24 protein-coding genes and 4 pseudogenes are annotated in these 26,186 nt (G+C 62.4%); 12 read left to right on the forward strand and 16 right to left on the reverse strand.

The annotated features are described in order from the left end of the window. Positions 1-294: 294 nt before the first annotated feature. Positions 295-1,362, forward strand: coding sequence for an SDR family oxidoreductase (locus tag ABLV49_RS21995; RefSeq protein WP_349281941.1), 1,068 nt, complete (start codon positions 295-297; stop codon positions 1,360-1,362). A 338-nt stretch (positions 1,363-1,700) separates the two neighbouring features. Here the strand turns inward: ABLV49_RS21995 and ABLV49_RS22000 are convergent, their stop codons facing one another. Together ABLV49_RS22000 and ABLV49_RS22005 are read right to left on the reverse strand one after the other, a co-directional pair. Next, a complete protein-coding gene (locus tag ABLV49_RS22000) occupies positions 1,701-2,501 on the reverse strand; it encodes an SDR family oxidoreductase (RefSeq protein ID WP_349281943.1) in 801 nt (266 codons plus the stop codon). 27 nt (positions 2,502-2,528) lie between these two features. After that, the gene (locus tag ABLV49_RS22005; RefSeq protein WP_349282462.1) at positions 2,529-2,939 is read right to left on the reverse strand and encodes a Bug family tripartite tricarboxylate transporter substrate binding protein; all 411 of its coding nucleotides are present in this window, start codon (positions 2,937-2,939) and stop codon (positions 2,529-2,531) included. A gap of 102 nt (positions 2,940-3,041) precedes the next feature. Between ABLV49_RS22005 and ABLV49_RS22010 the strand changes: the two genes are divergently transcribed. Continuing rightward, positions 3,042-4,622 carry an MFS transporter gene (locus ABLV49_RS22010; protein WP_349281945.1) on the forward strand — a complete coding sequence of 527 codons (1,581 nt, stop codon included), beginning with the start codon at positions 3,042-3,044 and terminating at the stop codon, positions 4,620-4,622. 398 nt (positions 4,623-5,020) lie between these two features. On the opposite strand, the gene ABLV49_RS22015 is transcribed toward ABLV49_RS22010, so the two are convergent. Together ABLV49_RS22015 and ABLV49_RS22020 are read right to left on the reverse strand one after the other, a co-directional pair. Then, the gene (locus tag ABLV49_RS22015) at positions 5,021-5,416 is read right to left on the reverse strand and encodes a pyridoxal-phosphate dependent enzyme (RefSeq protein WP_349281947.1); all 396 of its coding nucleotides are present in this window, start codon (positions 5,414-5,416) and stop codon (positions 5,021-5,023) included. Then, a complete protein-coding gene (locus tag ABLV49_RS22020; RefSeq protein ID WP_349282464.1) occupies positions 5,383-5,598 on the reverse strand; it encodes a pyridoxal-phosphate dependent enzyme in 216 nt (71 codons plus the stop codon). Before ABLV49_RS22020 ends, ABLV49_RS22015 begins: the two co-directional genes overlap by 34 nt. A gap of 513 nt (positions 5,599-6,111) precedes the next feature. On the opposite strand from ABLV49_RS22020, the gene ABLV49_RS22025 reads away from it, so the two are divergent. The 3 genes from ABLV49_RS22025 (at position 6,112) to ABLV49_RS22035 (ending at position 7,764) form a co-directional block, all read left to right on the forward strand. Beyond that, positions 6,112-6,525 carry a histone protein gene (locus tag ABLV49_RS22025; protein WP_349281948.1) on the forward strand — a complete coding sequence of 138 codons (414 nt, stop codon included), beginning with the start codon at positions 6,112-6,114 and terminating at the stop codon, positions 6,523-6,525. A 167-nt stretch (positions 6,526-6,692) separates the two neighbouring features. After that, positions 6,693-7,226 carry a helix-turn-helix domain-containing protein gene (locus tag ABLV49_RS22030; protein ID WP_349281949.1) on the forward strand — a complete coding sequence of 178 codons (534 nt, stop codon included), beginning with the start codon at positions 6,693-6,695 and terminating at the stop codon, positions 7,224-7,226. Then, the gene (locus ABLV49_RS22035) at positions 7,204-7,764 is read left to right on the forward strand and encodes an IS630 family transposase (RefSeq protein ID WP_349282446.1); all 561 of its coding nucleotides are present in this window, start codon (positions 7,204-7,206) and stop codon (positions 7,762-7,764) included. The genes ABLV49_RS22030 and ABLV49_RS22035 overlap by 23 nt, the downstream gene beginning before the upstream one ends. Positions 7,765-8,083: 319 nt before the next feature. Here the strand turns inward: ABLV49_RS22035 and ABLV49_RS26120 are convergent. Further along, positions 8,084-8,230 (reverse strand): annotated as a pseudogene (locus tag ABLV49_RS26120) (IS701 family transposase); the annotation flags it as partial. A 227-nt stretch (positions 8,231-8,457) separates the two neighbouring features. After that, positions 8,458-8,703 (reverse strand): annotated as a pseudogene (locus tag ABLV49_RS22045) (IS701 family transposase); the annotation flags it as partial. Positions 8,704-8,773: 70 nt separating this feature from the next. On the opposite strand from ABLV49_RS22045, the gene ABLV49_RS22050 reads away from it, so the two are divergent. Further along, entirely contained in the window at positions 8,774-9,808 is a 1,035-nt protein-coding gene (locus ABLV49_RS22050) for an IS630 family transposase (protein ID WP_349281955.1), read from the forward strand. 2 nt (positions 9,809-9,810) lie between these two features. Here the strand turns inward: ABLV49_RS22050 and ABLV49_RS22055 are convergent. From ABLV49_RS22055 to ABLV49_RS22075, 5 genes and pseudogenes are all read right to left on the reverse strand, one after another. Next, positions 9,811-10,320, reverse strand: a pseudogene (locus ABLV49_RS22055) (IS701 family transposase); the annotation flags it as partial. Positions 10,321-10,344: 24 nt separating this feature from the next. Then, the gene (locus ABLV49_RS22060) at positions 10,345-11,577 is read right to left on the reverse strand and encodes an ISAzo13 family transposase (RefSeq protein WP_349281958.1); all 1,233 of its coding nucleotides are present in this window, start codon (positions 11,575-11,577) and stop codon (positions 10,345-10,347) included. Between the two features lie 57 nt (positions 11,578-11,634). Beyond that, positions 11,635-11,853, reverse strand: a pseudogene (locus ABLV49_RS22065) (IS701 family transposase); the annotation flags it as partial. A 301-nt stretch (positions 11,854-12,154) separates the two neighbouring features. Next, positions 12,155-13,327: a M20 aminoacylase family protein gene (locus tag ABLV49_RS22070; protein WP_349281962.1), complete on the reverse strand. Its 1,173-nt coding sequence runs from the start codon at positions 13,325-13,327 to the stop codon at positions 12,155-12,157. Positions 13,328-13,336: 9 nt separating this feature from the next. Then, the gene (locus ABLV49_RS22075) at positions 13,337-14,317 is read right to left on the reverse strand and encodes a tripartite tricarboxylate transporter substrate binding protein (protein ID WP_349281964.1); all 981 of its coding nucleotides are present in this window, start codon (positions 14,315-14,317) and stop codon (positions 13,337-13,339) included. A gap of 88 nt (positions 14,318-14,405) precedes the next feature. Here ABLV49_RS22075 and ABLV49_RS22080 point away from each other — a divergent pair. The 3 genes from ABLV49_RS22080 (at position 14,406) to ABLV49_RS22090 (ending at position 17,370) form a co-directional block, all read left to right on the forward strand. Beyond that, positions 14,406-15,538, forward strand: a protein-coding gene (locus ABLV49_RS22080; protein WP_349281966.1) for an IS630 family transposase whose coding sequence is annotated in 2 segments (ribosomal slippage) — positions 14,406-14,838 and positions 14,838-15,538 — 1,134 coding nt in all. Because the reading frame shifts where the segments join, the coding sequence is not laid out codon by codon here. Between the two features lie 86 nt (positions 15,539-15,624). Beyond that, entirely contained in the window at positions 15,625-16,527 is a 903-nt protein-coding gene (locus ABLV49_RS22085; RefSeq protein WP_349281968.1) for a LysR family transcriptional regulator, read from the forward strand. 231 nt (positions 16,528-16,758) lie between these two features. Next, complete coding sequence (locus tag ABLV49_RS22090) at positions 16,759-17,370, forward strand: TetR/AcrR family transcriptional regulator (protein ID WP_349281969.1); 612 nt, start codon at positions 16,759-16,761, stop codon at positions 17,368-17,370. 347 nt (positions 17,371-17,717) lie between these two features. Here ABLV49_RS22090 and ABLV49_RS22095 read toward each other — a convergent pair whose 3' ends face one another. Continuing rightward, complete coding sequence (locus ABLV49_RS22095) at positions 17,718-18,812, reverse strand: FUSC family protein (protein WP_432280030.1); 1,095 nt, start codon at positions 18,810-18,812, stop codon at positions 17,718-17,720. A gap of 427 nt (positions 18,813-19,239) precedes the next feature. On the opposite strand from ABLV49_RS22095, the gene ABLV49_RS22100 reads away from it, so the two are divergent. From ABLV49_RS22100 to ABLV49_RS22110, 3 genes are read left to right on the forward strand one after another with little or no spacing between them, the layout of a single operon-like run. Then, the gene (locus ABLV49_RS22100; protein ID WP_349281973.1) at positions 19,240-19,779 is read left to right on the forward strand and encodes a sugar dehydrogenase complex small subunit; all 540 of its coding nucleotides are present in this window, start codon (positions 19,240-19,242) and stop codon (positions 19,777-19,779) included. Continuing rightward, positions 19,772-21,412: a GMC family oxidoreductase gene (locus tag ABLV49_RS22105; RefSeq protein WP_349281974.1), complete on the forward strand. Its 1,641-nt coding sequence runs from the start codon at positions 19,772-19,774 to the stop codon at positions 21,410-21,412. The genes ABLV49_RS22100 and ABLV49_RS22105 overlap by 8 nt, the downstream gene beginning before the upstream one ends. A gap of 16 nt (positions 21,413-21,428) precedes the next feature. Then, positions 21,429-22,871 (forward strand): cytochrome c, encoded by a 1,443-nt coding sequence (locus ABLV49_RS22110; protein ID WP_349281976.1) that lies wholly within the window; start codon positions 21,429-21,431, stop codon positions 22,869-22,871. 144 nt (positions 22,872-23,015) lie between these two features. Here the strand turns inward: ABLV49_RS22110 and ABLV49_RS22115 are convergent, their stop codons facing one another. From ABLV49_RS22115 to ABLV49_RS22130, 4 genes are all read right to left on the reverse strand, one after another. Continuing rightward, positions 23,016-23,426, reverse strand: coding sequence for a DoxX family protein (locus ABLV49_RS22115; RefSeq protein WP_349281978.1), 411 nt, complete (start codon positions 23,424-23,426; stop codon positions 23,016-23,018). Positions 23,427-23,534: 108 nt separating this feature from the next. Continuing rightward, complete coding sequence (locus ABLV49_RS22120; RefSeq protein ID WP_349281980.1) at positions 23,535-24,236, reverse strand: pirin family protein; 702 nt, start codon at positions 24,234-24,236, stop codon at positions 23,535-23,537. A 216-nt stretch (positions 24,237-24,452) separates the two neighbouring features. After that, the gene (gene wrbA, locus ABLV49_RS22125) at positions 24,453-25,055 is read right to left on the reverse strand and encodes an NAD(P)H:quinone oxidoreductase (RefSeq protein ID WP_349281981.1); all 603 of its coding nucleotides are present in this window, start codon (positions 25,053-25,055) and stop codon (positions 24,453-24,455) included. A 69-nt stretch (positions 25,056-25,124) separates the two neighbouring features. Further along, on the reverse strand, positions 25,125-25,913 hold the full coding sequence (locus ABLV49_RS22130; RefSeq protein WP_349282466.1) for an alpha/beta hydrolase family protein: 789 nt from the start codon (positions 25,911-25,913) through the stop codon (positions 25,125-25,127). Positions 25,914-26,186 lie beyond the last annotated feature (273 nt).

A 26,186-nucleotide genomic window follows, 5' to 3' on the forward strand; every position in this document is an offset into this window, starting at 1 on the left:
AAGCTTGCGACGAACCGTGTTAAATCAGGGCAGTTGAGTGAGATCGTTCATTCACATAAAACTGTTGCCAGCATGGTGAGTGTGTTGGCGCCAATGTGGATTTGATCCAGGCTGCCGATTTCACCTGACCCATGCCAAGCCAGCCAGATCCCGCGCTGAGCCTGGGTTTTTCGGGTGTACGGATGGATCAGCGGTTTCCGGCAGCCTGGATCAATTTGGTATCGGCACCAACACCCTTCATCGGATGCTGATCATTTCCCTGTGCTGTACTCAAGGCCTTTTGGGAGAAAGATTATGCAGAGAACCGCTTTAGTGGTTGGCGCCAGCGGCATCGGCGGCAGCAGCGTCGCACGCGAACTGCTGGCCAACGGATGGATCGTCCATGGGCTGGCACGTCGGCCAAACGATGAAGTGCCTGGCTTGCGCCCCATCGCCGCTAATCTGCTCGAGCCGGCCAGCCTGGCAACGGCGCTGGCCAACGTGGCACCGACCCATGTGTTTATCACGACCTGGATGCGCAAGGCGACGGAGGCCCAGAACATTGAGGTCAACTCCGCGATGGTGCGCCATGTGCTGGCCGCGCTGGCACCGAAAAAAACGCTGCGGCATGTGGCGCTGGTCACCGGTTTGAAGCATTACCTGGGTCCGTTCGATGCGTATGCCACATCCGGCACGCTGCCTGACACGCCGCTGCGCGAAACCCAGCCGCGGTTACCCATCGAGAATTTTTATTACGCGCAGGAAGACGAAGTCTATGCTGCAGCTGAGCAGGGTCGTTTTACCTGGAGCATTCACCGCCCCCACACGGTGATTGGCAAGGCTGTCGGCAATGCGATGAACCTGGGCACCACGCTCGCCGTCTATGCCTCGATCTGCAAGCAAAGCGGACGCCCGTTCCAGTTTCCAGGCTCGCAGGCGCAATGGAACGGCCTGTCTGACGTCACGGACGCACGCATGCTGGCCAAGCAGCTGGTCTGGGCGGCCGACACGGATGCAGCGCGCAACGAGGCGTTCAATATCGTCAATGGCGACTTGTTTCGCTGGAGCTGGCTATGGGGCCGGCTTGCGGACTGGTTTGGCGTGCAGGCGGCAGGTTTTACCGGCACTACTCAACCGCTTGAAGTGATCATGGCCAGTGATCATGCGCTGTGGCGCCAGATGGCGCAGCAGCACGGCCTTGCCGAAGCGTCGCTGGAGCGCCTGGCCTCGCCCTGGCACACCGATCTTGACCTGGGCCGTCCGCTGGAGGTGATGACCGACATGGCCAAAAGCCGCAAGCTGGGCTTTGCGGCTTACCAGGCAACAGAAGAATCGTTTTTTGATTTGTTTGCCCAATTGCGCGCTGAGCGGCTCATTCCTTGAGGCTGTAACGGCTGCAGGGTCACAGCCATGCGGGTGGGCTGACAAGGTGTAGACGAAAGCAATCCAACTGAAGATTGACTGCACCCTGGAAATCTCCAAACAGACTTGCAATCTTTCGAGCCCATGAACGACGAGAAAGCATCTGCCCCGGCGGTTTTCTCGATACCCTACCCGATGATAAGTGTCAAAACCTGAGGCCATGCAATAGTCAGGCTCTGCTGGTACAGCGTTGACTCATAAGTCAAATAAAGGACTTCCTCACCCGGAGTCCTTGATCTTTTACTGGCTCCAAGTGTTTCGTTTACCGGTCGAATCCACGGACCGGTAATTTTGCAGATTCATACGACCATGGGCGTCGCCGCACCGTCCATGCTCAGAATGGCACCTGTGACGTAGCTGGCGCAGGGCGATGCCAGGAACAAGACGGCGTTGGCGATTTCCTCCGGCTGTGCCAGCCTTCCCAGGGGGACATTGCGGGTAGCCCGGCTCAAAGCCTCCTCGACCGTGATCTGCTCCAGTCTGGCCAAGGCCTGCAGTCCGGACTGCAAGCGATCGGTCACGGTGGCGCCAGGATTCACGGCATTGATTCGAACCCCCCGGGAACCGTAAGCAGCCGCCAGGCCGGAACTGATCAGCATCAGCGCGGCATTCGCTGCGCCCCCGGGCAAATGAATGGGGCTTGCCACTTTCCCCCCTGCCCCGACAACGTTCACGATGGCGCCACGACCTCGTTGCCCCATTTTCTTGATCACGAGATCAATCATGTGCACATAGGTGAAAAACTTCGCGTTCATCGCGTCATGCCAGGCTTGGGCATTCAGTTCGTCAGGCGACGTGCGGCGCGCCGCTCCGGCGCAATTGACCAGCACGTCGACATCACCATGCAGCCGCTCAGCCTGGACAAGCGCCTGGCCGGCTTGCCCGGCGACTTGAAGATCTGCGGCAAATAGCCCGATGCGCCCTTGTGCGCCGGGATACTCGCGAATCAGTTGCTGCTTGGCCAGGTCCAGGTTGGCCTGGCTTCGCGACACCAGGCTGACCCTGGCGCCCTCTCTCAAAAAGCCTTGGGCACAAGCCAGGCCGATGCCCTTGCTGCCCCCGGTGATGAGAATATGCTGCTGCGTCAGTTGCAAGTCCATGGGCTGCCTTTGCGTTCGGAGTGTGGTTTATTCGATCCGGATGCTGGCAGACTTGACCACCTGTCCGTAGCGAGCCAGATCGCGCTTGATTTCGCTGTTGAATTGCTCTGCACTTCCGGGAGTTGCTTCAATTCCCATCAAGCGCAGCTTTTCCCGAACTGTAGCGTCATTCAAGATCGCATTGAGTTCGGCGTTGAGGCGGGTCACGATGGCCGAGGGTGTCTTGGCAGGGGCCAATATTCCGACCCATGAGTTGACAACGAAGTCAGGCACGCCGCTTTCCACAAACGTGGGGACATCCGGCAGCGCGGTGGCACGCTGGGCGCTGGAAACCGCAATGGCACGCAGCTTTCCTGATTTGACATGGCCGTAGGCACCGGCAACGGCCGTTATAGCCGGTCGCAGCGCATGGCCAGCTTCAACGTCCGTTGACCGTATCCAGTGACTTTTTCAACTAAAGTCATCAGTCGCTCTCACGGCAACTGGGCCATGCGCGATCGTTGATGTACGACTTGCTGACTTTACGAAACAATCTCCTTGATGCCACTTACCCCCTCCCTCTGGAGCCCGCTGCGCCAGCCCGCCTTTCGCGGCCTGTGGCTGTGCGGCGGCGTTTTCTTCATCGGCAACGGCATGCAGTCGATGGCCGCTGCCTGGCTCATGGTCGAGCTCACCGGCTCGTCCTTTCTGGCCGCGCTGGTGCAGACCGCAGTCTTCCTGCCCATGTTCCTGCTGGCGCTGCCCGCGGGCGTGCTGGCCGACACCACCGATCGGCGGCGCCTGATCTCGGGCGCGCTGCTGGCGCAAGTGGCCGCCTGTGCGCTGCTGGCTGGGGTGGCGCTGGGCGGCTGGGCCGGGCCGGCATCGGTCCTTTTTCTGGTGTTTGTGTGCGGCTGCTGCACGGCAGTCCTGACGCCGGCCTGGAACTCGTCGGTGGTGGACCCGGTGCCCCGCGAAGAATGGCCGCAGGCCATTACCGCTGTCAGCATTGCCTACAACGCGGCGCGCGCCATCGGCCCGACGCTGGCCGGTTTGCTGTTTGCCCGCCTGGGCGCGGGCTGGGTGTTTGCCGCTGCGGTCTTCACGACGCTGGTGATGTGGGAGTCGATCCGCCGCTGGCCGCCCCGCGCGCACCCGCCCTCGCGCCTGCCGGCCGAGCGTCTGTGGGGCGGCACGCTCAGCGGCCTGCGTTTTGCCTGGCACTCGCGCATGATCCTGGCGCAGCTGGTGCGGGCCATGGCCTACAGTGCAGCGGGCTCGGCACTGTGGGCGCTGCTGCCGGTGATTGCGCAGCGCCAGCTGGGCAGCGGCGCGCAAGGCTTTGGCCTGTTGATGGGGTGCCTGGGGCTGGGCGCGATCGCCGCTGCGCTGGTGATTGGCCGGCTGCGCGCGCGTTTCGGCCTGGACGCCGTCGTGGGCGCGAGCTGCGTGGCGTTTTCCGCCGTCATGCTGCTTGCTGCCTGGGTCCGTGTGCCGCTGCTGGTCTATGGCGCCATGGCGCTGGGCGGCGCGGCGTGGATGGCGGCGATGTCCACCTTCAACACCGCCACGCAGGCGAGCGCGCCGCCCTGGGTGCGTTCGCGCGCGGTGGCGCTGCATATCGTGGCCTCGCTGGGCTCCTTTGCCATTGGCTCGGCGTTCTGGGGGGCCGTGTCCGACATCGCAGGGCTGAGCATGGCCCTTAGCGCGGCCGGCCTGCTGATGGCCGCCGGCTTGCTGCTGGCGCGCCCGTTTGCGCTGCGCGTGGGAGCGGCCCCGGAAGTGACGCAGGGCACGCCCTGGCAAGAGTTGTTCGTGCAGGCCGAGCCCAGTCTTGAAGCCGGCCCCGTCGCGGTGGAGGTGGCCTACCGCATCCGCGCCGGAGAGGATCGCGCCTTTCTCGACACCATCGGCCGCATGAAGGCGCCGCGCCGGCGCGATGGCGCCACGTTCTGGCGCGTGTACAAGGACCTGGGCGAGGAGTTCCGGTATGTCGAGCGCTTCATCGTGACCTCCTGGGCCGACTACCTGCACCAGCGCGCCCGCGCCACCGTGGCCGATCACACGCTGGAGGCCGAGGTGCGCGCCTTTTTGGCACCGGGTGAAAGCGCGCGCATGTCGCATTACATTGCCGAGCGATGAGCCGACGCCTCGGCAGGCGCCGTGACGCTGGGCTGCAGCGTCACTGCCGATTGACGTTCAAGCGGACTCGACGGCTAGATGATTTTCAAAACCAGCCAGCATCCATGGGGTTTGCCCTATCTACCGAGAGTTCAAAAACACACATAAGCTGTTACAGCGATCAACGAATATTGACAATTCGTCAACCTGCAACGAGAGTCCAAAGTGAACGAAACACTAAAAGTTCGAACTGCTGAAAAGCGCGCCGCTGCAATATCACGCGTATCTCAGGCCATGATGGCTCTTGCGCGTCGTGAACCAAACGCAAGACAAGCGTTGGACGCTGCCACTCGCGATTTGAATGCATTCACCCGTGAGCTAACACAGATTGGGCTTGTGTCAGCTCGCTCCCATCCCGGTTAGGTTTTTAATGGGAATTCGCCTTGCCAGGCTGATGAAATACTCCCTGCGCCAGCGCAGCAGCTGACTCGAAGCGGTGGCGGGGCCTCCTGGGAGCCATGCACCCGCATCCAGTCATCGTTGTAGAGCTTGCCCAGGTATTGGCGGCCGCCATCGGGCAGCACCACCACCACCTGGTCGTTCGGACCCAGCGTTGAAGCCACCTGCAGCGCCGCCAGCATTGCGGCGCCCGAGGAGCCGCCGGCGAACAGGCCCTCGGCGCGGGCAAGCTGGCGCGCCGTCACCAAGCTGTCCTTGTCGCTGACCTGGATCACATCGTCGATCACGCTCCAGTCCAGCGCCTTGGGGGTGAAGTCTTCGCCTATGCCTTCGAGCTTGTAGACAGGCGGCGGCACAGGTCATGAAAGATCGAGCCCTGCGGATCGACGCCGATCACCCGGACCATGGCGTTTTGTTCCTTCAGGTAGCGGCCGGTGCCGCTGAGGGTGCCGCAGGTGCCCATGCCGCAGACGAAATGGGTGGCCAGGCCCTCGGTGTCGTTCCAGATCTCGGGGCCGGTGCTCGCGTAATGCGCCAGCGTGTTGTCCGGGTTGTCCGGGTTGTCGTATTGATTTCACACGAAGGCGCCGGGTATGCCCTGCGCCAACTGCCGCGCCACCTACGGCTTTTGACAGCCATCCGGCCATGCACCACCTGGCTCCAGGCGATACCGCGCACCCGATGATCGGCCAGGCCGTGCAGCGTCTCGCGCACCGCCCTTTCCAATGCATCCGCACTCACTCATGAACAACCCGGCATGGCAGCCTCTGGCAGCGCCATCAGCGTGCGCCGGTGTTTGACATGAACGGCACCGACATGCCCCAGCCAGTTGTCGACAAGGCCCAGGCGCACTCCTTCGACAGCTGCGCGAATGCCCAGTTCAACTCTCAATGACTTGAGGAGGGGTCAGCGCAAGGTCGGTGCCTGGTCCAAATACGTATCGGCGGCAACGCTATCGCCGGATAATGCGAGCCGGCACTCGTACCAAGCGGCTCAGTAGGGGTGTTGTTGAAATCGTTCTTGCCGAACTAACCATAAGGAAAATTCAATCATGGCAACTGCAAAGAAGACCGCTCCGAAGGCTCAAGCAGCACCGGCAAAAAAGGCGCTGGCCCCATCGGTCAAACCGGCCGCTACACCTCTGGCCAAACCGGCAGCCAAACCTGTTGCTAAACCTGCAGCTAAACCTAATGCCGAGCCTGTTGCTAAATCTGCAGCCCAGCCTGTGGCCAAACCAGTCGCTCAATCAGCTCCTGCCAAGACAGCCCCTGTCTCCCCAACTGCAAAGGCCCTGGCGAAGATCAACGCGAGCCTGGCCAAGCTGAACGAGCGCAAGGCCAAGATTGCTGACGAAATCCAGGCCTTGAAGGATCAACGTACTGCACTGAAAGTGCAAGCCGCACCGGTTGCCGCTCCAGTACAAGCGGTGAAGGCCCCACGCAAGCCAGCCGTCAAAGCGAAGTAAGCAGCGAAGCGCCCCAGACTGTGCAAGCGGTTTGGCGTTGGGGTCGTATTGGTCATGGCGCACCTATGAGCATTGAGCCACTTGCCTGATACCAATCCCGATGGATAAAGAACCAATGCCAGCGATCGAAGTCTGAACGATATTGGCTCTTGATGGAGGTTGCGAAAATGTTATCTCAGCAAATCATTGATCAGTTCCAGCCCTATGATTTTGACCGTCTGGCCCGCAAAGAAAAGGATGGGCGCCGGCGACTGCGCCTGATCGCGCTGGCGCACCTCAAGGAGGGCAAGAGCTATCTCGAAGTGGCGGCTGCACTGCGCGTGACCCGCCACGCGGTCATGCGCTGGGTGCAATGGTTTACCGCCGGCGGCGTGGCCCGTCTGGCCGGTCTGCCGCACGACTGGAGTACGCAGCGCCTTGCCAAAGAGCACGAAGAGGCGTTTCGCCAGGCGGTCGAGCAACTTCAGCGCGAACGCGGCGGCGGCCGGGTTCGGGGGGAAGACATACGCCAGTTGCTGGCCCGGCAGTTTGGCGTGGCCTATAGCCTGAACGGTGTGTATGACTTGCTCAAACGCCTGGGGCTGGTATGGATTTCAGCACGCGCCGTCAGTCCCTACGCCGATCCGGTGGCACAAGCCGAATTCAAAAAAAAACTTCGTCCAGGAAGTCGAGGCAACGCTGCCGCAAGGCATTGCGCCTGAGCAAGTGGACATCTGGTTTCAAGATGAAATGCGCATTGGCCAGCGCGGCACGCAAACGCGCCTGTGGGCGCGCAAGGGAACGCGCCCCCGGGTGGTGCGCCAGCAGCAGTCCGAATCGGCCTACATCTTTGGTGCCGTCTGTCCACAGCAGAGTAGCGCGGTCGGTCTGGTCATGCCGCAGGCCAATACCGAGGCGATGGCCCATCACCTGCAGGCCCTGAGCGAGGCGGTGCCTGCGGGACGCCACGCCGTGCTGGTGCTGGACCGCGCGGGATGGCACACCACGCCCAAACTGCCGCAGTTCCCAAACGTTTCCTTGTTGCCGCTGCCCGCAGGCTCACCCGAGCTCAACCCGGCCGAGCAGGTGTGGGAGCAACTGCGCGACCGGCACCTGGCCAACCGCTGCTACGACGGTTATGAGCAAATAGTCGACGCCTGCTGCGAGGCCTGGAATGCCTTCACGCAAATCCCTGGCGCTATCCGTTCCCTGTGCTCCCGAAACTGGGCAATACTGCCTTCGGCTTCGGTAATTTCATGACACGGGATTGGTATGAGATGACGAAATGGTCTTAGGGTTTCTAGCGGTAGTTTGTTAAAGCCGAAGGTAGAGGTTAATCCCGTGGCCGGCGTTCAGGGCGCCGAGCAGCGCGGCGAACTCGGCTGGCGGGGCAGTGTCTGCAAAGGCGGCCCAGCAGCGCGCAAGCCAGTACGCCGGGGTCAGCCAGGCGCGCACCGCGCGCAGCAGGCGTGGCCAGCACGGCAGCGCCTTGACGCTGCCGGTTTTTTTCCCCCGCCCCAGGTGGCGTTACCGGCGTATCCGCAAGGTGCGTGGACGAGTCGCTGGCGTGGTTTTGTCCGGCAGCGTGCCACCAGCAAAAGGCAAACGCGCAGCACACCAGCGTCCAGTGGCGGCGGATCGCCCGGTCGCTTCGGACCATGAAGTCGGCCCAGCCGAGCTCGTCCTTCATTTGTTTGTAGCTTTGCTCCACCCAGTTGCGCAATCCGGGGGTCTAAGCCGGAACCGCCGAAAATTCTGCCGGAAAACATCACAGCCCGTGTTTCCGCCCACTCAACCTATCCGACACGGTTTGTTGTACATGTTTTTCCCGGTTAAGAGTACCGTTTTCGACCGATGGCAGGCCGCGCCGGAAAACAACTGTTTAGCGTCAACCCGCACCAGTGCTGGCTTTGCGCGCTTGCCGGAAAAATCGGCGGTTCCGGCTTAGAACCCCAATCCGTACAAACGCACGACCTCGCCTAGCGGCGCCTGCTCGCGCGACAAGTTGGTGGTGAGATACCAGGTCGACAGGGCCGGCAACTCACACCGATCGGTCGTGGCGCACACTGCGCGCACCGGCCTGTCCGGGCCATAGCCGAACAGCGTGAGCTCGGCGGCCCACCAGCGCTCGGTGTGGCCGTCCCGAAAGCGGCGAACCACTTTGCGCCAGGCGCGCAGCGGCAGCGCCTGCGCCGCATCCTTACTCACCAGTCAGTAATTAAGCGTACAAATTTGGGAACTGTGTCGTTCGATATTTCTCCTACGTGGCATGAAACGAGACGGACGCAAATTGGCCCACAACACGCTGGAGGAAATGCGGGTTCTGGCGGTGCAACGCATGAACGAAGGCGAGCATCCTGGCGATGTAGCCGCATCGCTGGGTATGCATCGTTCGTGGGGCTACAAGTGCCGTGCGATGGTCAAGGGGCGCGGACGAGGACTGCGGGCACTGCGTTCGAGCAAAGGGACGGGGCGACCGCGCAAGCTCACCCCCGCGCAAGAACGCCAGGTTTTTCGCTGGGTCAATGGCAAGCGCCCCGACCAGTACGGTTTTGACTTCGGACTATGGACGCGCCAAATCGTGCAAGAGCTTGTGCTGGAGCGCTTTGAAGTATCCCTTTCGCTGGCCAGCATTGGGGCGCTACTGGCGCGCTTGGGGTTGACAGCGCAAAAACCCTTGGAGCGCGCTTACCAGCGCGACCCTGACGCGGTAGCGCGCTGGAAAAGCCAGACATACCCGGCCATTGCGAATGAAGCCCGAGGCAGCGGGGCCGACATTTTGTTCTGGGACGAGTCCGGCTTTCGGGCCGATGCAGTGCATGGCAAGACCTGGGCACCCCGTGGGCAAACCCCGGTGGTTGAGCGCCCAGGGCAACGCCAGAGCATCAGTGCAGCATCGGCCATCAGCGCCAAAGGTGCTTTCTGGTTTGCCACTTACAAAGGCGGTTTGACGGGGGAATTGTTCGCCCAGTTGCTCAAGAAATTGATGCGCCGGCGCAAAAAACCAGTGCGTCTGGTGGTCGATGGACTGCCTGCCCACAAGTCAGCGTGCGTCAAGGAGTATGTGGCCAGCACTCACGGGAAACTGACGCTTCACTTCTTGCCCGGTTATGCCCCAGACCTCAATCCAGACGAACTGGTATGGAGCCACGCCAAGCGTACGGGTGTGGCGCGCTCACCGCTGAAGGCGGGTGAAAACCTGCAGTGCCGCGTGGATGCGCAGATGCAAAACATCGCGAACGACCCAGCCCTGGTGAAGTCATTTTTCCGCCATCCTTCTGTCTCCTATATTACTGACTGGTGAGTAAATGAATGGTCCGCCTCGACCGGCGCCCAGCCGCGCCCGAGCGCGCCGCGGCGCGCCAGTACATGGGGCAGGCAGCGCTTCAGCAGAGCCTCTTCAAGGGCATTGTTGTCGCCATAAAAGCAGTCCGATACGATGGCGCTGAACGGGATGTGTGCGGCCTGCGCCTGCTCGACCAAGGCCAGCGCAATTTCCGGTTTGGTGCGAAACGCCGCATCGTGCTTGCCATCAGCCAGTCGCGCTGCCGGCGTGTACGGCGCTACATGCAGCGGGTAGTAATGCGCCTCGTCGGCCCACAGCGTGGTCACGGCCACGATGCCGTTGTCGATTTTCCCGACCGAGCCCAGATACTGGCGCGCCACGTGATCGGTGGCACTGCCCTCCTTGCGGTCACCCGTGTCATCGATCACCAGCACACCGTGCGCCGACGGAGCAGTGGCCGGTTCATCTGCCAGCAGCGCCAGGCGCTGCGCATTGATCGCCTCGGCGTCCCAGGTGGCCTCGGACAGGAAAGGGCGCGTTAACAAATAAGTTGGTCAGTTTAGGTCAGAGCGAATGCAGTAGTTCCAATCTCCATGAAACTCATGCCGCTCGAGCTTGATGGCGGCGAAGTCTTCATCGCAGACCACCTGCCCTTTGGGGTACTCGGCGCTGTCGAGTTCGGCGCGAACGCTCAGGCCGCTGCGTGTTTTGGTGCCGGCAATCAGGCTGACAATGACCTCGTGACTGATCAAGGGGCGCCCGCGCCAGTTCATCGTGATGAACGAGAACAGTCGGTGCTCGATCTTGTTCCACTTGCTCGTGCCCGGCGGGAAGTGATGCACTTCAATGTCCAGTCCCGTCTCCTGCGCCAGGCGGCTCAATTCGAGCTTCCAAAGCCGCACGCGATGCCCATTGCTGCCGCCGCCGTCAGCAGTGATGAGCAGCCGTCGGGCTTGCGGGTAGCGTTCTTGCCCCATGCTCAGCCACCAACGCCGGATCGTCTGCACGGCAAAGGCTGAGGTGTCATGGTCGGTGCCAACGCCCACCCAGGCTTCGTCCGCGCCGATGTCATAGACCCCGTAAGGATTGGCCCGCCCGAGCTCCTTGTCAATGAAGTCATGAACCTTCACTTTGACGGGTTCGCCACCGGGCAGCCACTGCTGCCCGGCGTTCTTGTACGCGCCGACCAGTTCCTTTTTCTTCGTGTCCACCGAGATCACCGGCACGCCGGCCTCCAGGGCCGCAGCGACCCGGCTGTTGATGTGCTCGAACTGGGCGTTGCGATCAGGACTCTGGTTGCCTTCGATGGCCTTGACGTTGGACTGCAAACTGTAGTTCTGGCTCTTGAGGAGTTTGCCCACCACCACGTGGCTCACTGCGTGCCCTTTGGCTTTGAGTTCGTCGGCCAAATTACGCAAACTCTTGCAAGTCCAACGTAGAGGCGACTCCGGGTCCCCGCGGGTCGTTGCGTCCACGAGCGCCAGCAGGTCTGGCAGCAGCGTTGCATCCTTGAGCTCGATCTTTTTGCGCCCTGCGCCGGCCTGGCGCGTGCGACCTGGCAGTGCGTGCGTCTGCTGTGCGGCTTGCCCCGTCTGCCCTATCGCCTCGATTTCACTGAGTCCGGCCCTGATGGTGGTGCGCGACACGCCTGTGGCCAGCGCGACGGCAGCCACGCCGCCGCGCCCCAGAACCTTTGCCTCAACGCCCACCAGCAGGCGCCTTTGCCGCTCGTCGAGCGCCTCGCGCATCACTTCCCACCGTTGCTTGACCACTGAATCAATTGCCATACGCCAGAGAATATCTGATCATGGTTAATTGAAAAAGTTATTTGTTAACGAGCCCAAAAACTGCAGCCGCTGCACTTCGGCTATCTGAGCTTGGACCAAGGGCTCGGCGCCGACCAGCGCCGTCAGCGTCTTGGACCGGTCGCGCGGCAGCAGCAATCCAGTCAGATAGGTGCGAAAGCCCTGGCGTTGGGCCAGCGTCTGGAACAAAGGGTCGAACTGCACCGCAAAAGCCTCCAGGGATCCCGGTGCAGGAGGACATGCAAGACGAGCAGACATGATGTGAACCCTCCTGTCACTTGGACTGGCTGGGCACTACTTGGTTCCACAAACTACCGCTAGCATTCGTTTTAGCCAGCAAACGAATATTTAGCATCGAATATGCCAATGGTGCGGGCGTAGTCTGCGCAAGAAGCTATGAATTAAGTAGCAAAAACTCGCTGAGTTCCTTGAATGCTGTGAATGAAATTCAGGGTGATTCCGCTCTGGATGATTGTCAGAGCCAGAGCGCGCCCATGCTGGGCGCACCAAACAAAACGGCGCGCTCGGGTGCCGTTTTTTTCAAGGCACTGCGACTGGCTCAGACCAGAAAGCGTTGCGCCAGCAGCGCCCAGTAGGCCGCGCCCAGGGGCAGGCTGGCGTCGTTGAAGTCGTAGCCGGGGTTGTGCACCATGCAGGCGCCGGCGCTGTCGCCTTCGCCGTTGCCGATCAGCAAATAGCTGCCGGGCACGCGCTCGAGCATGAAGGCGAAGTCTTCACTGCCGGACAAGGCAGGGCCCTGCAGGGTCACCTGCTCGGCGCCGACCAGTTCCAGGGCGACCTCGCGGGCAAAAGCGGTTTCCCCGGGCGTATTGACCAGTACCGCATAGCCGGGCCGCCAGTCGATCTGTGCCGTGACGCCAAAGCTTTCGGCCTGTGCGGTGATCAGCGCCTTGATGCGCTGCTCCAGCTTGCTGCGCACCTCGCGGTCCAGCGCACGCACGCTGATCTCCAGTGTCGCGGCTTGCGGGATCACGTTGTTGGCCTTGCCGGCGTGCAGGGCGCCCACGGTGACCACAGCCATCTGCAGCGGGTCGATGTTGCGCGAGACGATGGTCTGCAGCGCCATGACAATGCTGGCGGCCGCCACGACGGGGTCAACCGCGCGGTGCGGCATGGCGCCATGGCCGCCCACGCCGGTCAGCGTGACAGTGGCATAGTCCGACGAGGCCATGGCCGCGCCTTCGCGCAGCACCAGCCGGCCCTGCGGCACGCCGGGCATGTTGTGCATCGCGAAGACCGCGTCGCACGGGTATTTGTCGAACAGGCCGCCCTCCATCATGCGCAGCGCGCCGCCGCCGCCTTCTTCGGCTGGCTGGAAGATCAGGTTCAGCGTGCCGGTAAAGTCCCCGTGCTCCGCCAGGTGCTGGGCGGCGGCCAGCAGCATCGCCGTGTGGCCGTCGTGGCCGCAGGCGTGCATCACGCCCTCGTGGCAACTGGCGTGCGGCAGGCCGGTGGCTTCAATGATCGGCAGCGCATCCATGTCGGCGCGCAGCCCGAGCTGGCGCTTGCCGCTGCCGCGCACCAGCCGCCCCACCACGCCGGTGCCGCCCAGGCCGCGCTCGACCGCGTAGCCCCAGCCCTGCAGCTTGTCGGCTACCAGGGCCGAGGTGCGGTGTTCGTCAAAGGCCAGTTCGGGATGGCGGTGGATGTCTTGCCGCAGGGCGATGAAGGCATCGGCCTGCGCATGGAGTTGTTTAAGCAGCGTGTGCATGGGCCGGGCTCACTGCGGTTGCAGGTTGATCGACTTGGCAATGGTGCGGTAGCGCGACGTCTCGGCTTCGAAGAACTTGCTTGACTCGGCCAGCGACATGGGCGGCGATGCCAGTTGCGTCTGCGCGGCCAACTGCGAGCGCACCGAAGGGTCCTGTAGTGTCGCGCCTATCGCCTTATGCAGCCTCTGCACCACGTTTTCAGGCGTGTTTTTCGCCACCATCAGGCCGCTCCAGATCTTGTACGAAAAATTCTTCAGCTCCTTGCCTTCGCTGGCGGTTGGCACATTCTTGAGCAGCTCGGAACGCTGCCCGCCGAGCTGGCCGATCACCTTGAGCCGCCCCTGCTCGGCCAGCGCGCCCATGCCGGCGCTGTACACCAACACGGCGAAATCGACCTGCCCGCCGCCGATGTCCTGCAGCAAGGGCGCATTGCCCTTGTACGGTGCATGCGTCAGCGTGATGCCCGCGATCTGCTGCACGTTTTCAAGGATCAGGTGGTACAGCGAGCCAATGCCTACGCTGCCGTAGGTCAGCGGCTTGTCGCCCGACTTGCGCGCCAGCGCGATCAATTCATCGACATTGCTGACCGGCAGGTCCTTGCGCACGACGAACACCATCACCGCCTCGGCCACCGGATGCACCAGGCGGAAGTCTTCGGCTTTGAATTTGACGGCCGCATTGCCCAGCGCCGACAAGATCACCTCGTTAGGTGAACCCTGGAACAGGTAGTGGCCGTCGGCGGGCGCCGCCAGCACCTTTTGCGCGGCCAGCGCGCCGGCGACGCCGCCCAGGTTTTCCACCAGCACCGGCTGGCCCAACTCCTTGCCCAGCGGCACGGTGAAGATGCGCGCGATCGAATCGGATGGGCCGCCCGCAGGGTAGGGCACCATCAGGTTGACCGGCTTGCTCGGGTAGCTCTGGGCGAGGGCGCCACCGATGGCCAGCAGCAGGCCTGCCAGCGCGGCGCCGAATGTCTTGAATGCGTTCATGGATTTGTCTCCTGGGAATGGGGTGCGGAAAAAGCACTTAAGGCATGCTAGTGTCGCGTCATGAGTAAATTGACGCAGACAATGAGGGATGGAACATTACAAAGTCACCTTGTCGGAGCAGGAAAGAGCCGAGTTGCAAGCCATCGCAGGCAAAGGCACGCACGCGGCGTCCAAGGTTATCAATGCCTTGATACTGCTCAACTGCGACCAGTCCGGGGAGCGCACCGAGCGGCCCCGCACCTGCGACATCGCGGCCATGCTGTGCGTGAGCGAGCGCAAGGTCGATCGGATCAAGAAGAAGTTTGTCCTCGAAGGCCTGGACCTGACCCTGAACCGCCAACCCTCGCAGTGCGAGTACGACCTGAAGATCGATGGCCGCCTGGAAGCACAGTTGCTGGCCCTGAGCTGCTCGGCGCCGCCCGAAGGCCAGGCCCGCTGGTCGCTGCGGCTGCTGGCCGATCGGTTGGTCGAGCTCGAATTGGTGGACAGCGTGTCTCATGAGACGGTACGGCGGGCGCTCAAAAAAACGAGCTCAAGCCCTGGAGGAAAGTCGGCTGGGTGATTGCCCCGCAGGCCAGCGCCGCATTCGTGGCCGCCATGGAAAAGGTGCTCGACATCTACAGCCGGCCCTACGATGCGAAGCACCCCGTGGTGTGCATGGATGAGACGCCCCGGCAGTTGATTCGCGAGACCCGCGAGCCCATTGCGGCGGCGCCCGGCCGGCCCGAGCGCCATGACTACGAATACGAACGCTGCGGCGTGTGCAACGTGTTCATGGCCAGCGAGCCGCTGGCCGGGCGGCGCCTGACCAAAGTCACAGAGCGCCGAACCAAACTGGACTGGGCCGTGTTTCTGCAGGACATCGCGGCCAGCTACCTTGACGCCGAGCGCATCACCCTGGTGATGGACAACCTGAACACGCACACGCCGGGCTCACTGTATGAGGCGTTTGCCCCCGAGCAGGCCAAGGCGCTGTGGGACCGCTTCGAGTTTGTCTACACACCCAAGCATGGCAGCTGGCTGAACATGGCCGAGATCGAGATCAACGTCATGGTGGGCCAGTGCCTGGACCGGCGCATCGACAGCATCGAGACGGTGCGAAGCGAAGTCGCTGCCTGGCAGAGCCGCCGCGACAATCTTCAGGCCAAAGTCAACTGGCAATTCACGACCAAGGATGCCCGCGTCAAGCTCAAACGGCTTTACCCGACAACTACCTCATGACGCGACACTAGGCAGCCTGGATTCATTTGTCCAATACATTATTCTTGTGATTACTATTCATTTTGCTCATTCACCAAGCGACCAGCATGAATCTGCGACACCTTGAACACCTGCTGGCCGTGGCCGACACGGGCTCCTTCAGCCGCGCCGCCGAGCAGCAGCACCTCACGCAGTCGGCCCTGAGCCGCAGCATTCAGACCCTGGAGGACGACTTGGGCGCGCGCCTGATCGACCGCGTGGGCAAGCGCAACGAGCTCACGCCGCTGGGCCAGGCCGTGGCGCTGCGCGCCCGGCGCATGGTGCTGGAGGCGGCCGAGTTGCGCCGCAGCGCCGCGCTGCTCAAGCAAGGCGACCTGGGCGCCATCCGCATCGGCCTGGGTTCGGGGCCGGGCGTGATGCTGATGACGCCGTTCCTGCTCCACATGGCCCGGCACCATCCCGGGGTGCAGGTCAGCATGTCGCCGGGCGCAACGGAGCTGCAGCTGATGCAGCTACGCCAGCGCACGCTTGACGCGCTGGTGATCGACATTCGCCGCATCGCGCCAGCGCCCGATCTGGCCATCGAGCCGCTGGCCGAGCTGCGCGCCGGCTTTGTCTGCCGCAGCGGCCACCCCTTGCTGAAGGCGGGCAAGCCAATGCTTTTCGACGACATCCTGCGCTATCCGCTGGCCTGCACGCCGCTGAGCGCGGAAGTCGCGCGTATGCTGGTTAACCTCTTCGGGCAGCGGGCTGATCCGCAGCAGGCGGTGAGCCTGCGCTGCGACAGCATTGCCAGCCTGATCGAGGTGGTCAAGGCCTCGGACGCCATCTACCTCGGCATCCTGGCCGCCGCGCGCACCGGCATCGAGGCGGGACAGCTCGCCGAACTGGTGACTGCCCCCCAGCTGACCAGCGGCGCGCGCTTTGCGTTTATCACGCTGGCCGGGCGCACCGAAGCGCCGTCGATGGGTTTGTTTCGACAGTTTGTGGCCGAGCGGCTGCGCGACTGAGGCATTGATGCTGGCCCGGCGAATAGCGGGGGGCAGCTTGCACTGGCTTGACGCAAACCTCGCTGCGTTTTGCCGCGAGGGGCAAGGTCAGCCGGTGCAAGTCTTGCGGAGACAGCATACTGCGCCGAAGCATGAATATCCTCTTAAATGAACTGATCGGTTTAGTTTGGCTTTGTTTTCCGGCCGATCAAGCTAAACTGAACTCATAGGTTCGAAAATAAAGAAGTTGACATGCGCGCAAAAAGCGAGACAAGACGGCAGGCCATCCTGCAGGCCGCCGCCGAGGTGTTCCAGGAAACGGGGTTTGAACGGACAACCATGTCCACGATCTGCGAGCGCCTGGGTTATTCCAAGGCCACGCTCTACAACTACTTTTCGTCCAAGGAAGAATTGTTTTCGGCGGTGGTCTTTGAGGCCACAGAGGCCGAGTTCCAGGCCACGCTGGAGGCGCTGGACTCGACGGTGGAGGACATCACCCTGGCACTGGAGCTTTTCGGGCGCCGATTTCTGACGCTGATTTACTCCCCGCAGGTGCAGGCCATGCGCCGTCTCATCGTTGCCGAGGCTGGACGCTCGGACCTGGGCAAAAAGAGCTACGAACTGGGTCCGGTGCGCAGTGAGGCGGATATTGCTCAATTTCTGCAGCAGGCCATGAATGCTGGTAAATTGCGGCAAGCCGATGCCCGGGTCGCAGCCTTTCATCTGCGGGGGCTGATGGAAGCAGAGTGGTTTGACCGCTTCCTGTTTCAAGTCCTGAAGGAGGTCACCACGGAAGAAATCAACGCGACGGTCAAACGCGCTGTCGCCGCCTTCATGGCGGCTTACGGTGTTGTGGTACGTTAATCCTGCATAAACCCTTCAGTGGCTACATGACCATCTGACTGGCCTGGCGCACTCGATACTCAACATCGAGAAGGGTGGAACTTCAACACTGGTCGCGCAAATGCAGTCCATTCATGCTCCATGACACGCGTACCTGGAACCCGGCCAAAGAAGACCAGGTTGTTGGGGTTTACCTGAAATTGACCAAGAGTGCCAATCACAGCTTGGGCGAGCCGGCAAGGCGTGTCGCGGGCAGCGCCAGCAGGCTGATACCGCCCAGCAGGGTGGCGCGGCGGGTCAAAAGATGTTTGGTAAGGGCGATGTGATGATGGGATAAGGCGATGGAAGGGCCCTGGCCGTCGGGCGCCTCATCGCACAAAGCGGGACGGAATCAGCCGCCGCATCTGGCCGCCCACCAGGTCTCGAAAGCCTGGGCTGTGCAGGCAGATGCCGCCGACCAGTCCCACCAGACAGCCGAGCAAGGTGTCGAAAAACCGCGCCTGGATCAGCGGCGCCGGTGGTGTTTGCCCCAGCGTGGCAGCTTCCACCAGCAAGATCGTCAGGGGCGTGATGAAAGTGACGGCGAAGGCGTAGTGCCGCACCACCGTCATCTCGATCACGAAAGTCAGCACCATGACCGCCAGGGAAATCGTCCATTTGTCCAGCGGCAGCAGCAGCAGGCCCCAGGCCACCAGCAGGCCGGCGCCGGTACCGACCACGCGGTGCAGCTGTTTGGTCCACACCACGCGCAGCGACGCGCCTTGAATCACCGCCAGGCAGCTCACCGGCACCCAATAGGCTTTGTGCAATTGCAGTGCCTGCGCCAGGGCCAGCGAGATGCCCACGAAGATACCGATGACGACCGAGTCAAACACCACGAAGTCAAAACTTGGCGACGGCAGGGGCAACGCGGGTGTCGGCTCCCGAAAGCGCAGCGTATAAATACTGTAGAAGAACGCAATCAAGAAGGCCAGCAGCGCCCCCATGCTGATCAGCCCGACCATGAGCGGCACCTGCAACACCTGCAGCGGTGTGTAGGCGCCGATCGCCGCGGCCATGATGAAGAACAGGCTGCTGGGCGGGCCCAGCGCGTAAAACCGGCAGACCATGGTCACCAGGATGGCAATGAAGATCAGCACCGGCATCATCAGCAGGGGAAAGAAGTGGCTGATCACCCCCAGCGTGTAGCAGGCAGCCATGGCAAACGCACAGGCCATCAGCGTCACCATGCGGTGATACAGCGCCGTGGCAGGCAGGTACAAAAACACCAGCCCGCCGAGCGATGAGACCAGGCCGTAATTCATGCGGTTGAAAAACGCGCCAACCAGCAGCGGCAGGCCGGTCGCCAGCGCAGCGGCGAAGGGCATCTGCCACAGCCGGTCGCTGGGCTTGATCGTCATCAGTTGGTGCAGCTCTTCGCGCATGAACCTTTTGAATTCAGCCCATCTGCTTGTTGGTGTCATGGAGGTTGTGCGCTCAGGCGAAGTTCATGCGATCGACCGCCGGTTGCCGAACCGCTTGTCCGGTCGACGATTTTACGGCCGGCTGCACGACCGGCTTCAGGGGGAACGGTTGTGACTGACCGGGCCTATGCCATCATGAGCGGATGTGGCTCGCTCAGCGCTCGCCGTGTTTCCCCAAGCCGGTCAACGAATCACGTGAGCGAATTCGAGATTTGTGATTCTTCTGATTCCGAATGAAGATCGACCTTTTACCTGGCAGGGTGCAGCATGTTTTCTGGCAAGGGTTTAGGATGGCGAACCGCCTGCCTGCCGGTCAGGTACGAAAAGTTCATGCCACAACGGCATACAGTCGGCCAGCAGGCTTCAAGGATCAACCTTCCGGCACACCGAGGCGCCGGCGCTCATTCAAGCGAAAAGGAGCCGCGATATGAAGCACAGCCTCTGCCCCTTGCCCCACGGCCCGGCGCCGCGCGATCCCCGGCGACGCATCGTTCTGGCCGGGCTGCTGGGCGCCTATGCCGCCTCACTGATCCCCTGGGCCTTGGGGCAACCCGTGGCCAATGCCGAGCAAGGCGCGTTCCTGGGCGTTTCCGCCATCCTCGCAGGCCGCCAGACGCTGGACACCACGCAAGCCAAACGGCTCTATGACGCCCTGGTGGCGAACGACGCTGGCTTTGCGGCCGCCGCGCAGGCGCTGCTCACGCTGATCAATGAGCGAAAAATCGATCCGGCGGATCTGCACAAGGTGCTCACCGACGAGAAGTCGGCACTGGCAATTGTGGCGCAGGACATCGCCAGGGCATGGTTCATGGGAATTGTCGGCAGCGGAGAAAAATCCCGCGCCCTCGCGTACGAAGACGCGCTCAATGCCCAGATCGTGCAGGACTTTCTCAAACCTCCCACCTACGCCTATGGCGCCTACGGTAGCTGGGCAAAGCAACCCACGCAGGGCAATCCCCATGGCTGACGACACCCTATCCGCAGATTTTGTGGTCATCGGCTCGGGCATCATCGGCTCGCTCACCGCGCGCAAGCTGGCCCAGGCCGGCGCCTCCGTGCTGATCCTGGAGGCCGGCCCGCGCGTTACCCGCGACGAGATCGTGGCGCGCTTTCGCAACTCGCCGCGCCGCAGCGACTGGATGTCGCCCTATCCGTCGGTAGACTCCGCGCCGCACCCCATCTACCTGCCCAGGGACAACGGCTACCTGGTCCAGGCCGGGCCCTACCCCTACCCGGCCGAGTACATCCGCATGGTCGGCGGCAGCAGCTGGCACTGGGCGGCCCAGGCCTGGCGCAACGTGCCCAGCGACTTTGAGATCAAAAGCCTCTACGGCGTGGGCGTGGACTGGCCCTTGAGCTACAACGACCTCGAGCCCTTCTACCAGGAGGCCGAGGACATCATGGGCGTGTCGGGCGCGCCCAACACCGGCTCGCCGCGCAGCAAGCCCTTCCCCATGGAGCCGGTGGCCGAGGCCTGGGCCATGCGCCGCCTGCGCGAACGGCTGGCGCCGACGTACCAGGTGGTGAGCAACACCACAGCGCGCAACAGCCGCGGCTATGACGGCCGGCCCGCGTGCTGCGGCAACAACAGCTGCCAGCCGATCTGCCCGATTGATGCGCAATACCACGGCGGTCTGGCGGCCGGCTCAGCCGAGGCGGCTGGCGTCAAGCTGCTGGCCAACGCCAATGTCTACCAGCTCGAACACGACGGCCAGGGCCGCGTGACGGCGGCGCTGTACTACGACCCCGGCAAGCAATCCCACCGCGTGAGGGGCAAGACCTTCATCCTGGCGGCCAACGGCATTGAAAGCCCCCGCCTGCTGCTGCTCTCGAGCAGCGACAAGTTCCCGCGCGGCCTGGCCAACCACCACGACATGGTCGGACGCCACCTGATGGACCACCCCAGCACCTCGCTCACCTTCGACGCGGACGAGGACGTCTGGCTGGGCCGCGGCCCGCAAAGCCCGAGCTCCATCAACACCATGCGCGATGGCGCCTTTCGCGCCCAGCACGCACCGTACCGGCTCGACTTCACCAACATCTCCCGCGTGGACAGCGCCAGCGCCAACCTGATCAGCGCCGGCGTCTACGGCATCGAGTTCGAAAAACGGCTTCGCCACTCGGCCGCCCGCGAGATGAACCTCAAGAACGTGCTCGAAGTGCTGCCGCGCCCCGAGAACCGCATCACCCTGAGCGCGGACAAGGACACCATGGGCATTCCCAAGCCGCAGGCCCACTACGCGATTGACGAGTACACCCGCAAGGGTCACGAGCGCTCCACGCAGGACTTCAAGCGTGTGGCCGAACTCATGGGCGGCACCAACCTGCGGCCCAGCAAGGAAGGCGTGTTTGCCAACAACCAGCACATCTGCGGCACGCTCAGCATGGGCAGCGATCCGGCCACCTCGGTCTGCGACCAGTGGGGCCGCGCGCACGGGCACGACAACTTGTTCCTGGCCAGCACCGGCGTGCTCCCGACTTCGGGCACCTGCAACTCGACCGAAAACGCCCTTGCGGTGGCGCTGCGCACGGCGCAGTACATCCTGGCCGAGCAGGGCAAGGCCGGCGTGGCCAGGCCGGCGTCTTCTAAGTCCAGTTAAGCAAAAGTGGCTCATCATGATCGACAAAACCCGCTTTTCCTGGCGCATTGCCGCACGCTTCAGCGCCCTGGCGCTGGGACTGCTCAGCCTGGGCGCGCTGGCGGCCACCCCCGAAGCTCCCGCAGCGCCCACAACCACCGGCGCGGCCAACCCGTCCGAGCTGGTCCAGCGGGGCAAGTATCTGGCCATCGCCGGCGATTGCGTGGCCTGCCACACCGCCCCCGGCGGCAAGTCCATGGCCGGCGGCCTGGCGCTGCCCACGCCGATTGGCGCCATCGTGGCGACCAACATCACGCCATCCAGGACGCACGGCATCGGCCACTACACCGAGCAGCAATTCAGGGACGCGCTGCGCCAGGGCATTCGCGCCGACGGCCAGCATCTGTACCCTGCCATGCCCTACACCTCGTACGCGAAGGTAAGCGACAAGGATGCGCAGGCCATGTACGCCTACTTCATGCAGGGCGTGGCGCCGGTCGATGCCGCGCCGGCGCAGGCCACGGCGCTGCCCTTTCCCTTCAACCTCCGCCTGTCGATGGCCGCGTGGAACCTGCTGTTCCTTGACAGCAAGCCCTTTTCCGCCGACGCCAGCAAAAGCGTCGAATGGAACCGCGGCGCCTACCTGACGCGCGGCTTGGGGCACTGCAGCGCCTGCCACAGCCCGCGCAACAGCCTGATGGCCGAAGACAGCCGGCGTGAGCTGGGCGGCGGCTACGTGGGAAGCTGGTTTGCGCCCAACATCACGTCTGACGCCAACAGCGGCGTGGGCGGCTGGAGCGTGCAGGAAATCGCCGTCTACATGCGACTGGGCCGAGTCGCCAACAAGGCCCAGGCCGCCGGTCCGATGGCCGAAGCGGTGGACCACTGCCTGAAGCATCTCACGCCCGAAGACCTGCGCGCCATCGCCGTCTATGTCAAGAACGTGCCCGCCCTGCCCGATGCCGCCGACACCAAGCCGGCCCATGGCTGGGGCAGCGCATCCAATGACCTGGGCAGCGTGCGCGGCGTGGCCTGGCCCAAGGACCGCGACCAGCTCAGCGGCGCGCAGCTCTACGACGCGCACTGCGCCACCTGCCACCAGGCCAGCGGCCAGGGCAGTTTTGATGGCGCGCTGCCGCCGCTGTTTCACAACACGGCCGTCGGGCGCAGCAACAGCAACAACCTGGTGATGGTGCTGCTCGACGGCGTCGAGCGCGTGGGCGAAACGCCCGAGGTCAAGATGCAGGGCTTTCGTGACGTGATGTCCGACGTGCAGATCGCCACCCTCGCCTCCTACCTGACCCAGCAGTACGGCAACCCCGACGTCAAGGTGACGGCCGGCCAGGTCAAGGCGCTGCGGGCGGGCGGTGCGACGTCCAGTCTGCTCTGGCTGGCGCGCAGTGGCCTGATCGTCGGCCTGCTGGTCATCCTTGCAGGGTTGGCATGGATGCTGCGGAGAAGCAGCCAACAGCGCGGCTGAATCATGGCGTGGCACGCTTTGCCATCGAAGGTCAGCGAACAAAGACCTGGATCAAGGGTACTGAAAGTATTCGCAAAAAAATGTCGCCCAACAGGGCCTCAGCACTGTCGAGCGACATGATCAGGACGTATCAGAAAGCGATTTTTAGTTGCCGCGCTTGGCGTCAAGGCTCCAGTCGCCTGCACCCGATGCTGCCAGTATGAGCAAGCCGCCCACGATGGCCATGTTCTTGAAGAACATCAGTTGCTGCACCATGGCCTGCTCGGCCGGAACGCCCCAGTAGTTGTGAAAGAAAAAGCTGGCCACGAGTGTGAAAAAGGCCAGCGCCAAGGCAGCCCAGCGTGTGCCCAGACCAAAAATCAATGCCAGTGAACCGACGATCTCGACGACCAGGGCTACGGCTGTGGCGACCTCGGGCATGGGAATGCCGCCGGAGGCGGTGTAGGCGACACTGCCGGCAAAGCCCGTCAGCTTGCCCCAGCCGGCGGGCAAAAACATCAAGGCAATCAACAGCCGGCCGATGAGCAATAGAGGATTTTTTAGTGAGTCAAGCATGGGAACTCCCTTGTTCAAAAAAGTAAACGGAAAAATGATGAATTAAAAAGCGAGGACAGGCAAGTACCAAAACCTGACGCCCATCCCCGCACGCAAGCTGCCGGCGCCTCAGGGCGCCAGATCAAACACCAGCACTTCGGCCGCTTGGCCATGGGCCAGTTGCAACTGGTTTTCTGATTCGAGCTTGGCCGCATCGCCTTGATGCAGCACCTGCCCGTTGACCTCAAGCTGCCCGCGAATCAGATGCACATAGATCTTGCGGCGGGGGTCAAGCGCCAGCGTGGCGGCTTCGCTGCCATCGAACAGGCCCGCATACATCTTTGCGTCGGCATGCACCAGCACCGAACCCTGCGCGCCATCGGGCGAGGCCACCAGGCGCAGCGCGCCGCGCTTGTCCAGCTCGGGAAACGTTTTCTGCTCGTAGCTGGGAGGAATCCCGGTCATGTTGGGCACGATCCAGATCTGCAGGAAATGCGTGGTCTGGCCTTGGGCATGGTTGAACTCGCTGTGCTGCACGCCGGTGCCCGCGCTCATGCGCTGCACGTCGCCGGGCGGGATGCCCTTGACGTTGCCCATGCTGTCCTGGTGCGCCAGCTCGCCGCTGAGCACATAGCTGATGATTTCCATGTTCTGGTGGCTGTGCGTGCCAAAGCCCCGGCCGGCGGCAATGCGGTCTTCATTGATGACGCGCAGGTTGCCAAAGCCCATGTAATCAGGGTCGTAATAGCCTGCAAAGGAAAAGGAATGAAAAGACTTGAGCCAGCCGTGGTCGGCGTAGCCGCGGTCGCTGGAAACTCTGAGGGTGATCATGAGGTGCTCCTTTCAAGGGGCTGCTGCAATGCCTCTACTTTAGGAGCCCAAGGGGCTTTTGCCGTTGCTGTGAATTGACGAAACCATTCAAATTATTTGAACGTTAATTGGACTCATCATGCATCTGTAGTGGCGCAGAGTCATTCCGGATGCATGCGTCTTTGGGATGCCAGCATTGAGAACTGGCATCGCATGCGTTCAATCGTTCAGATGCGCTCAGGCCCCGAACAACTTGTTGGCCGTTTCAGCGATGAGTTTGCCCTGGAAACGCGCGCCATCGAGCTCGATGGCGCTGGGCTGGCGCTGGCCCTGGCCGCCCGCGATGGTGGTCGCCCCGTACGGGCTGCCGCCCACGATCTCGTCCAGCGTCATCTGGCCTTGGTGGCTATAGGGCAGGCCCACAATGATCATTCCAAAGTGCAGCAAGTTGGTGATGACGGAAAACAGCGTCACTTCCTGCCCGCCATGCTGGGTGGCCGTGGAGGTGAAGGCGCCGCCTACCTTGCCGTGCAGGGCGCCACTCATCCACAAACCACCGGCCTGGTCCAGGAAGCTGGCCATTTGCGCCGGCATGCGTCCAAAGCGAGTTGGCGTCCCCACAATGATGGCGTCGTACTGGGGGAGTTCGTCAATGGTCGCGATGGGGGCGGCCTGTTCGAGTTTGAAATGCGCGCCCTTGGCAATTTCCAGCGGAACGGTTTCAGGTACCCGCTTGATGTCAACGGTGGCACCCGCAGCGCGTGCGCCTTCAGCCACTGCTTGCGCCATGGTCTCGATATGGCCATAGGTTGAGTAGTAAAGGACAAGAACTTTGGACATGGGAACTCTTGGGGGTTTGCGCCTGTAGAAATCGCCGGCAGCATCGCGAAATTCGAAAGCCTCGAGGCATCAATCCGTTTTCGCTGACTCCTTCAACATGGCGTCAATATACCGGCCACTCCAGGCTGCGATCATTTTCGCGACATAAATGGCATCGCTCTTGCGCGAGAGCAGGTGGTCGGCATCGTCGAGCGAGATAAAGCTCTTCGGATGCCTGGCAGCGGTAAAAATCTGCATCGCATTGGCGATGTCCACGGTCTTGTCAACCGGCGAGTGCATGACCAACAGCGCCTTGCGCAGGTGAGCGATTTTTTCGGCCAGATTTTGTTCTGCGGCATCCACCAGGAACTGGCGCTTGATCCGAAACGGCCGCCCGGAGAGTTGCACTTGGGCCTCGCCTTTATCCTCTATCTCCTCCAGATGGTCGCGAAAAAGCCCGCTGACATGCGAGGGATCACTGGGCGCGCCGATGGTCACGATGGCGCGCACCTCCGGCATGTCCGCCGCGGCCGCGAGCACAGCGGCACCGCCCAGGCTATGGCCGATCAGGAGCGCCGGCGCGAGGTAGGATTCGCGCAAGTGATTCGCCGCGCCGATCAGATCGGCCAGGTTGGAGGAGAAGTTGGTGTTGGCGAACTCACCCTCGCTCGCGCCCAGTCCCGTGAAATCGAAGCGCAGCACAGCAATGCCATGGTCGGTCAAGGCCTGGGCGATCCGGCTCGCGGCAACAACGTCCTTGCCACAGGTAAAGCAGTGCGCAAACAAGGCAAAGGCATGAACAGGACCGTCTGGTGAATCAATCCGGGCGGCAAGCTTGTGGCCGTCCGATCCGAAAAACTCCGTGCGTTCGACTTTCATGCAGAGCCTCTTGAAATCAAAAATAGAGCTGTCTGGCCGACAAAAATAGAGTCGCGACATGAAGGCCTCGCGATAGTTCGAGCATTCTTGAGTGCGCATGCGTCAAATGGCATCGTTTCAAAAATCGCCGAAAACGCAAACCCGCTCGTTCACCTGAATTTTCAGGGGCATGGCTTGCTTCCTCGATCAATCATTTTGACCTTTACTTTTCATAACTTCGAACGCACGGTCATACGGTGTTAAGCATGCGCCTGGCTTTCGGGCTTGAGGATT

Origin of the sequence: Polaromonas hydrogenivorans (assembly GCF_040105105.1) — a bacterium.
GTDB classification, from domain to species: domain Bacteria; phylum Pseudomonadota; class Gammaproteobacteria; order Burkholderiales; family Burkholderiaceae_C; genus Polaromonas; species Polaromonas hydrogenivorans.

Coding starts and splice junctions, on each gene's coding strand:
- ABLV49_RS22000 (WP_349281943.1), bottom strand. CDS start 2,501: ATGGACTTGCAACTGACGCAGCAGCATATTCTCATCACCGGGGGCAGC.
- ABLV49_RS22070 (WP_349281962.1), bottom strand. CDS start 13,327: ATGCACACGCTGCTTAAACAACTCCATGCGCAGGCCGATGCCTTCATC.
- ABLV49_RS22030 (WP_349281949.1), top strand. CDS start 6,693: ATGTTATCTCAGCAAATCATTGATCAGTTCCAGCCCTATGATTTTGAC.
- ABLV49_RS22130 (WP_349282466.1), bottom strand. CDS start 25,913: ATGAAAGTCGAACGCACGGAGTTTTTCGGATCGGACGGCCACAAGCTT.
- ABLV49_RS22120 (WP_349281980.1), bottom strand. CDS start 24,236: ATGATCACCCTCAGAGTTTCCAGCGACCGCGGCTACGCCGACCACGGC.
- ABLV49_RS22095 (WP_432280030.1), bottom strand. CDS start 18,812: ATGACACCAACAAGCAGATGGGCTGAATTCAAAAGGTTCATGCGCGAA.
- ABLV49_RS22010 (WP_349281945.1), top strand. CDS start 3,042: ATGCCACTTACCCCCTCCCTCTGGAGCCCGCTGCGCCAGCCCGCCTTT.
- ABLV49_RS22085 (WP_349281968.1), top strand. CDS start 15,625: ATGAATCTGCGACACCTTGAACACCTGCTGGCCGTGGCCGACACGGGC.
- ABLV49_RS22110 (WP_349281976.1), top strand. CDS start 21,429: ATGATCGACAAAACCCGCTTTTCCTGGCGCATTGCCGCACGCTTCAGC.
- ABLV49_RS22025 (WP_349281948.1), top strand. CDS start 6,112: ATGGCAACTGCAAAGAAGACCGCTCCGAAGGCTCAAGCAGCACCGGCA.
- ABLV49_RS22060 (WP_349281958.1), bottom strand. CDS start 11,577: ATGGCAATTGATTCAGTGGTCAAGCAACGGTGGGAAGTGATGCGCGAG.
- ABLV49_RS22105 (WP_349281974.1), top strand. CDS start 19,772: ATGGCTGACGACACCCTATCCGCAGATTTTGTGGTCATCGGCTCGGGC.
- ABLV49_RS21995 (WP_349281941.1), top strand. CDS start 295: ATGCAGAGAACCGCTTTAGTGGTTGGCGCCAGCGGCATCGGCGGCAGC.
- ABLV49_RS22075 (WP_349281964.1), bottom strand. CDS start 14,317: ATGAACGCATTCAAGACATTCGGCGCCGCGCTGGCAGGCCTGCTGCTG.
- ABLV49_RS22100 (WP_349281973.1), top strand. CDS start 19,240: ATGAAGCACAGCCTCTGCCCCTTGCCCCACGGCCCGGCGCCGCGCGAT.
- ABLV49_RS22115 (WP_349281978.1), bottom strand. CDS start 23,426: ATGCTTGACTCACTAAAAAATCCTCTATTGCTCATCGGCCGGCTGTTG.
- ABLV49_RS22050 (WP_349281955.1), top strand. CDS start 8,774: ATGAAACGAGACGGACGCAAATTGGCCCACAACACGCTGGAGGAAATG.
- wrbA (WP_349281981.1), bottom strand. CDS start 25,055: ATGTCCAAAGTTCTTGTCCTTTACTACTCAACCTATGGCCATATCGAG.
- ABLV49_RS22090 (WP_349281969.1), top strand. CDS start 16,759: ATGCGCGCAAAAAGCGAGACAAGACGGCAGGCCATCCTGCAGGCCGCC.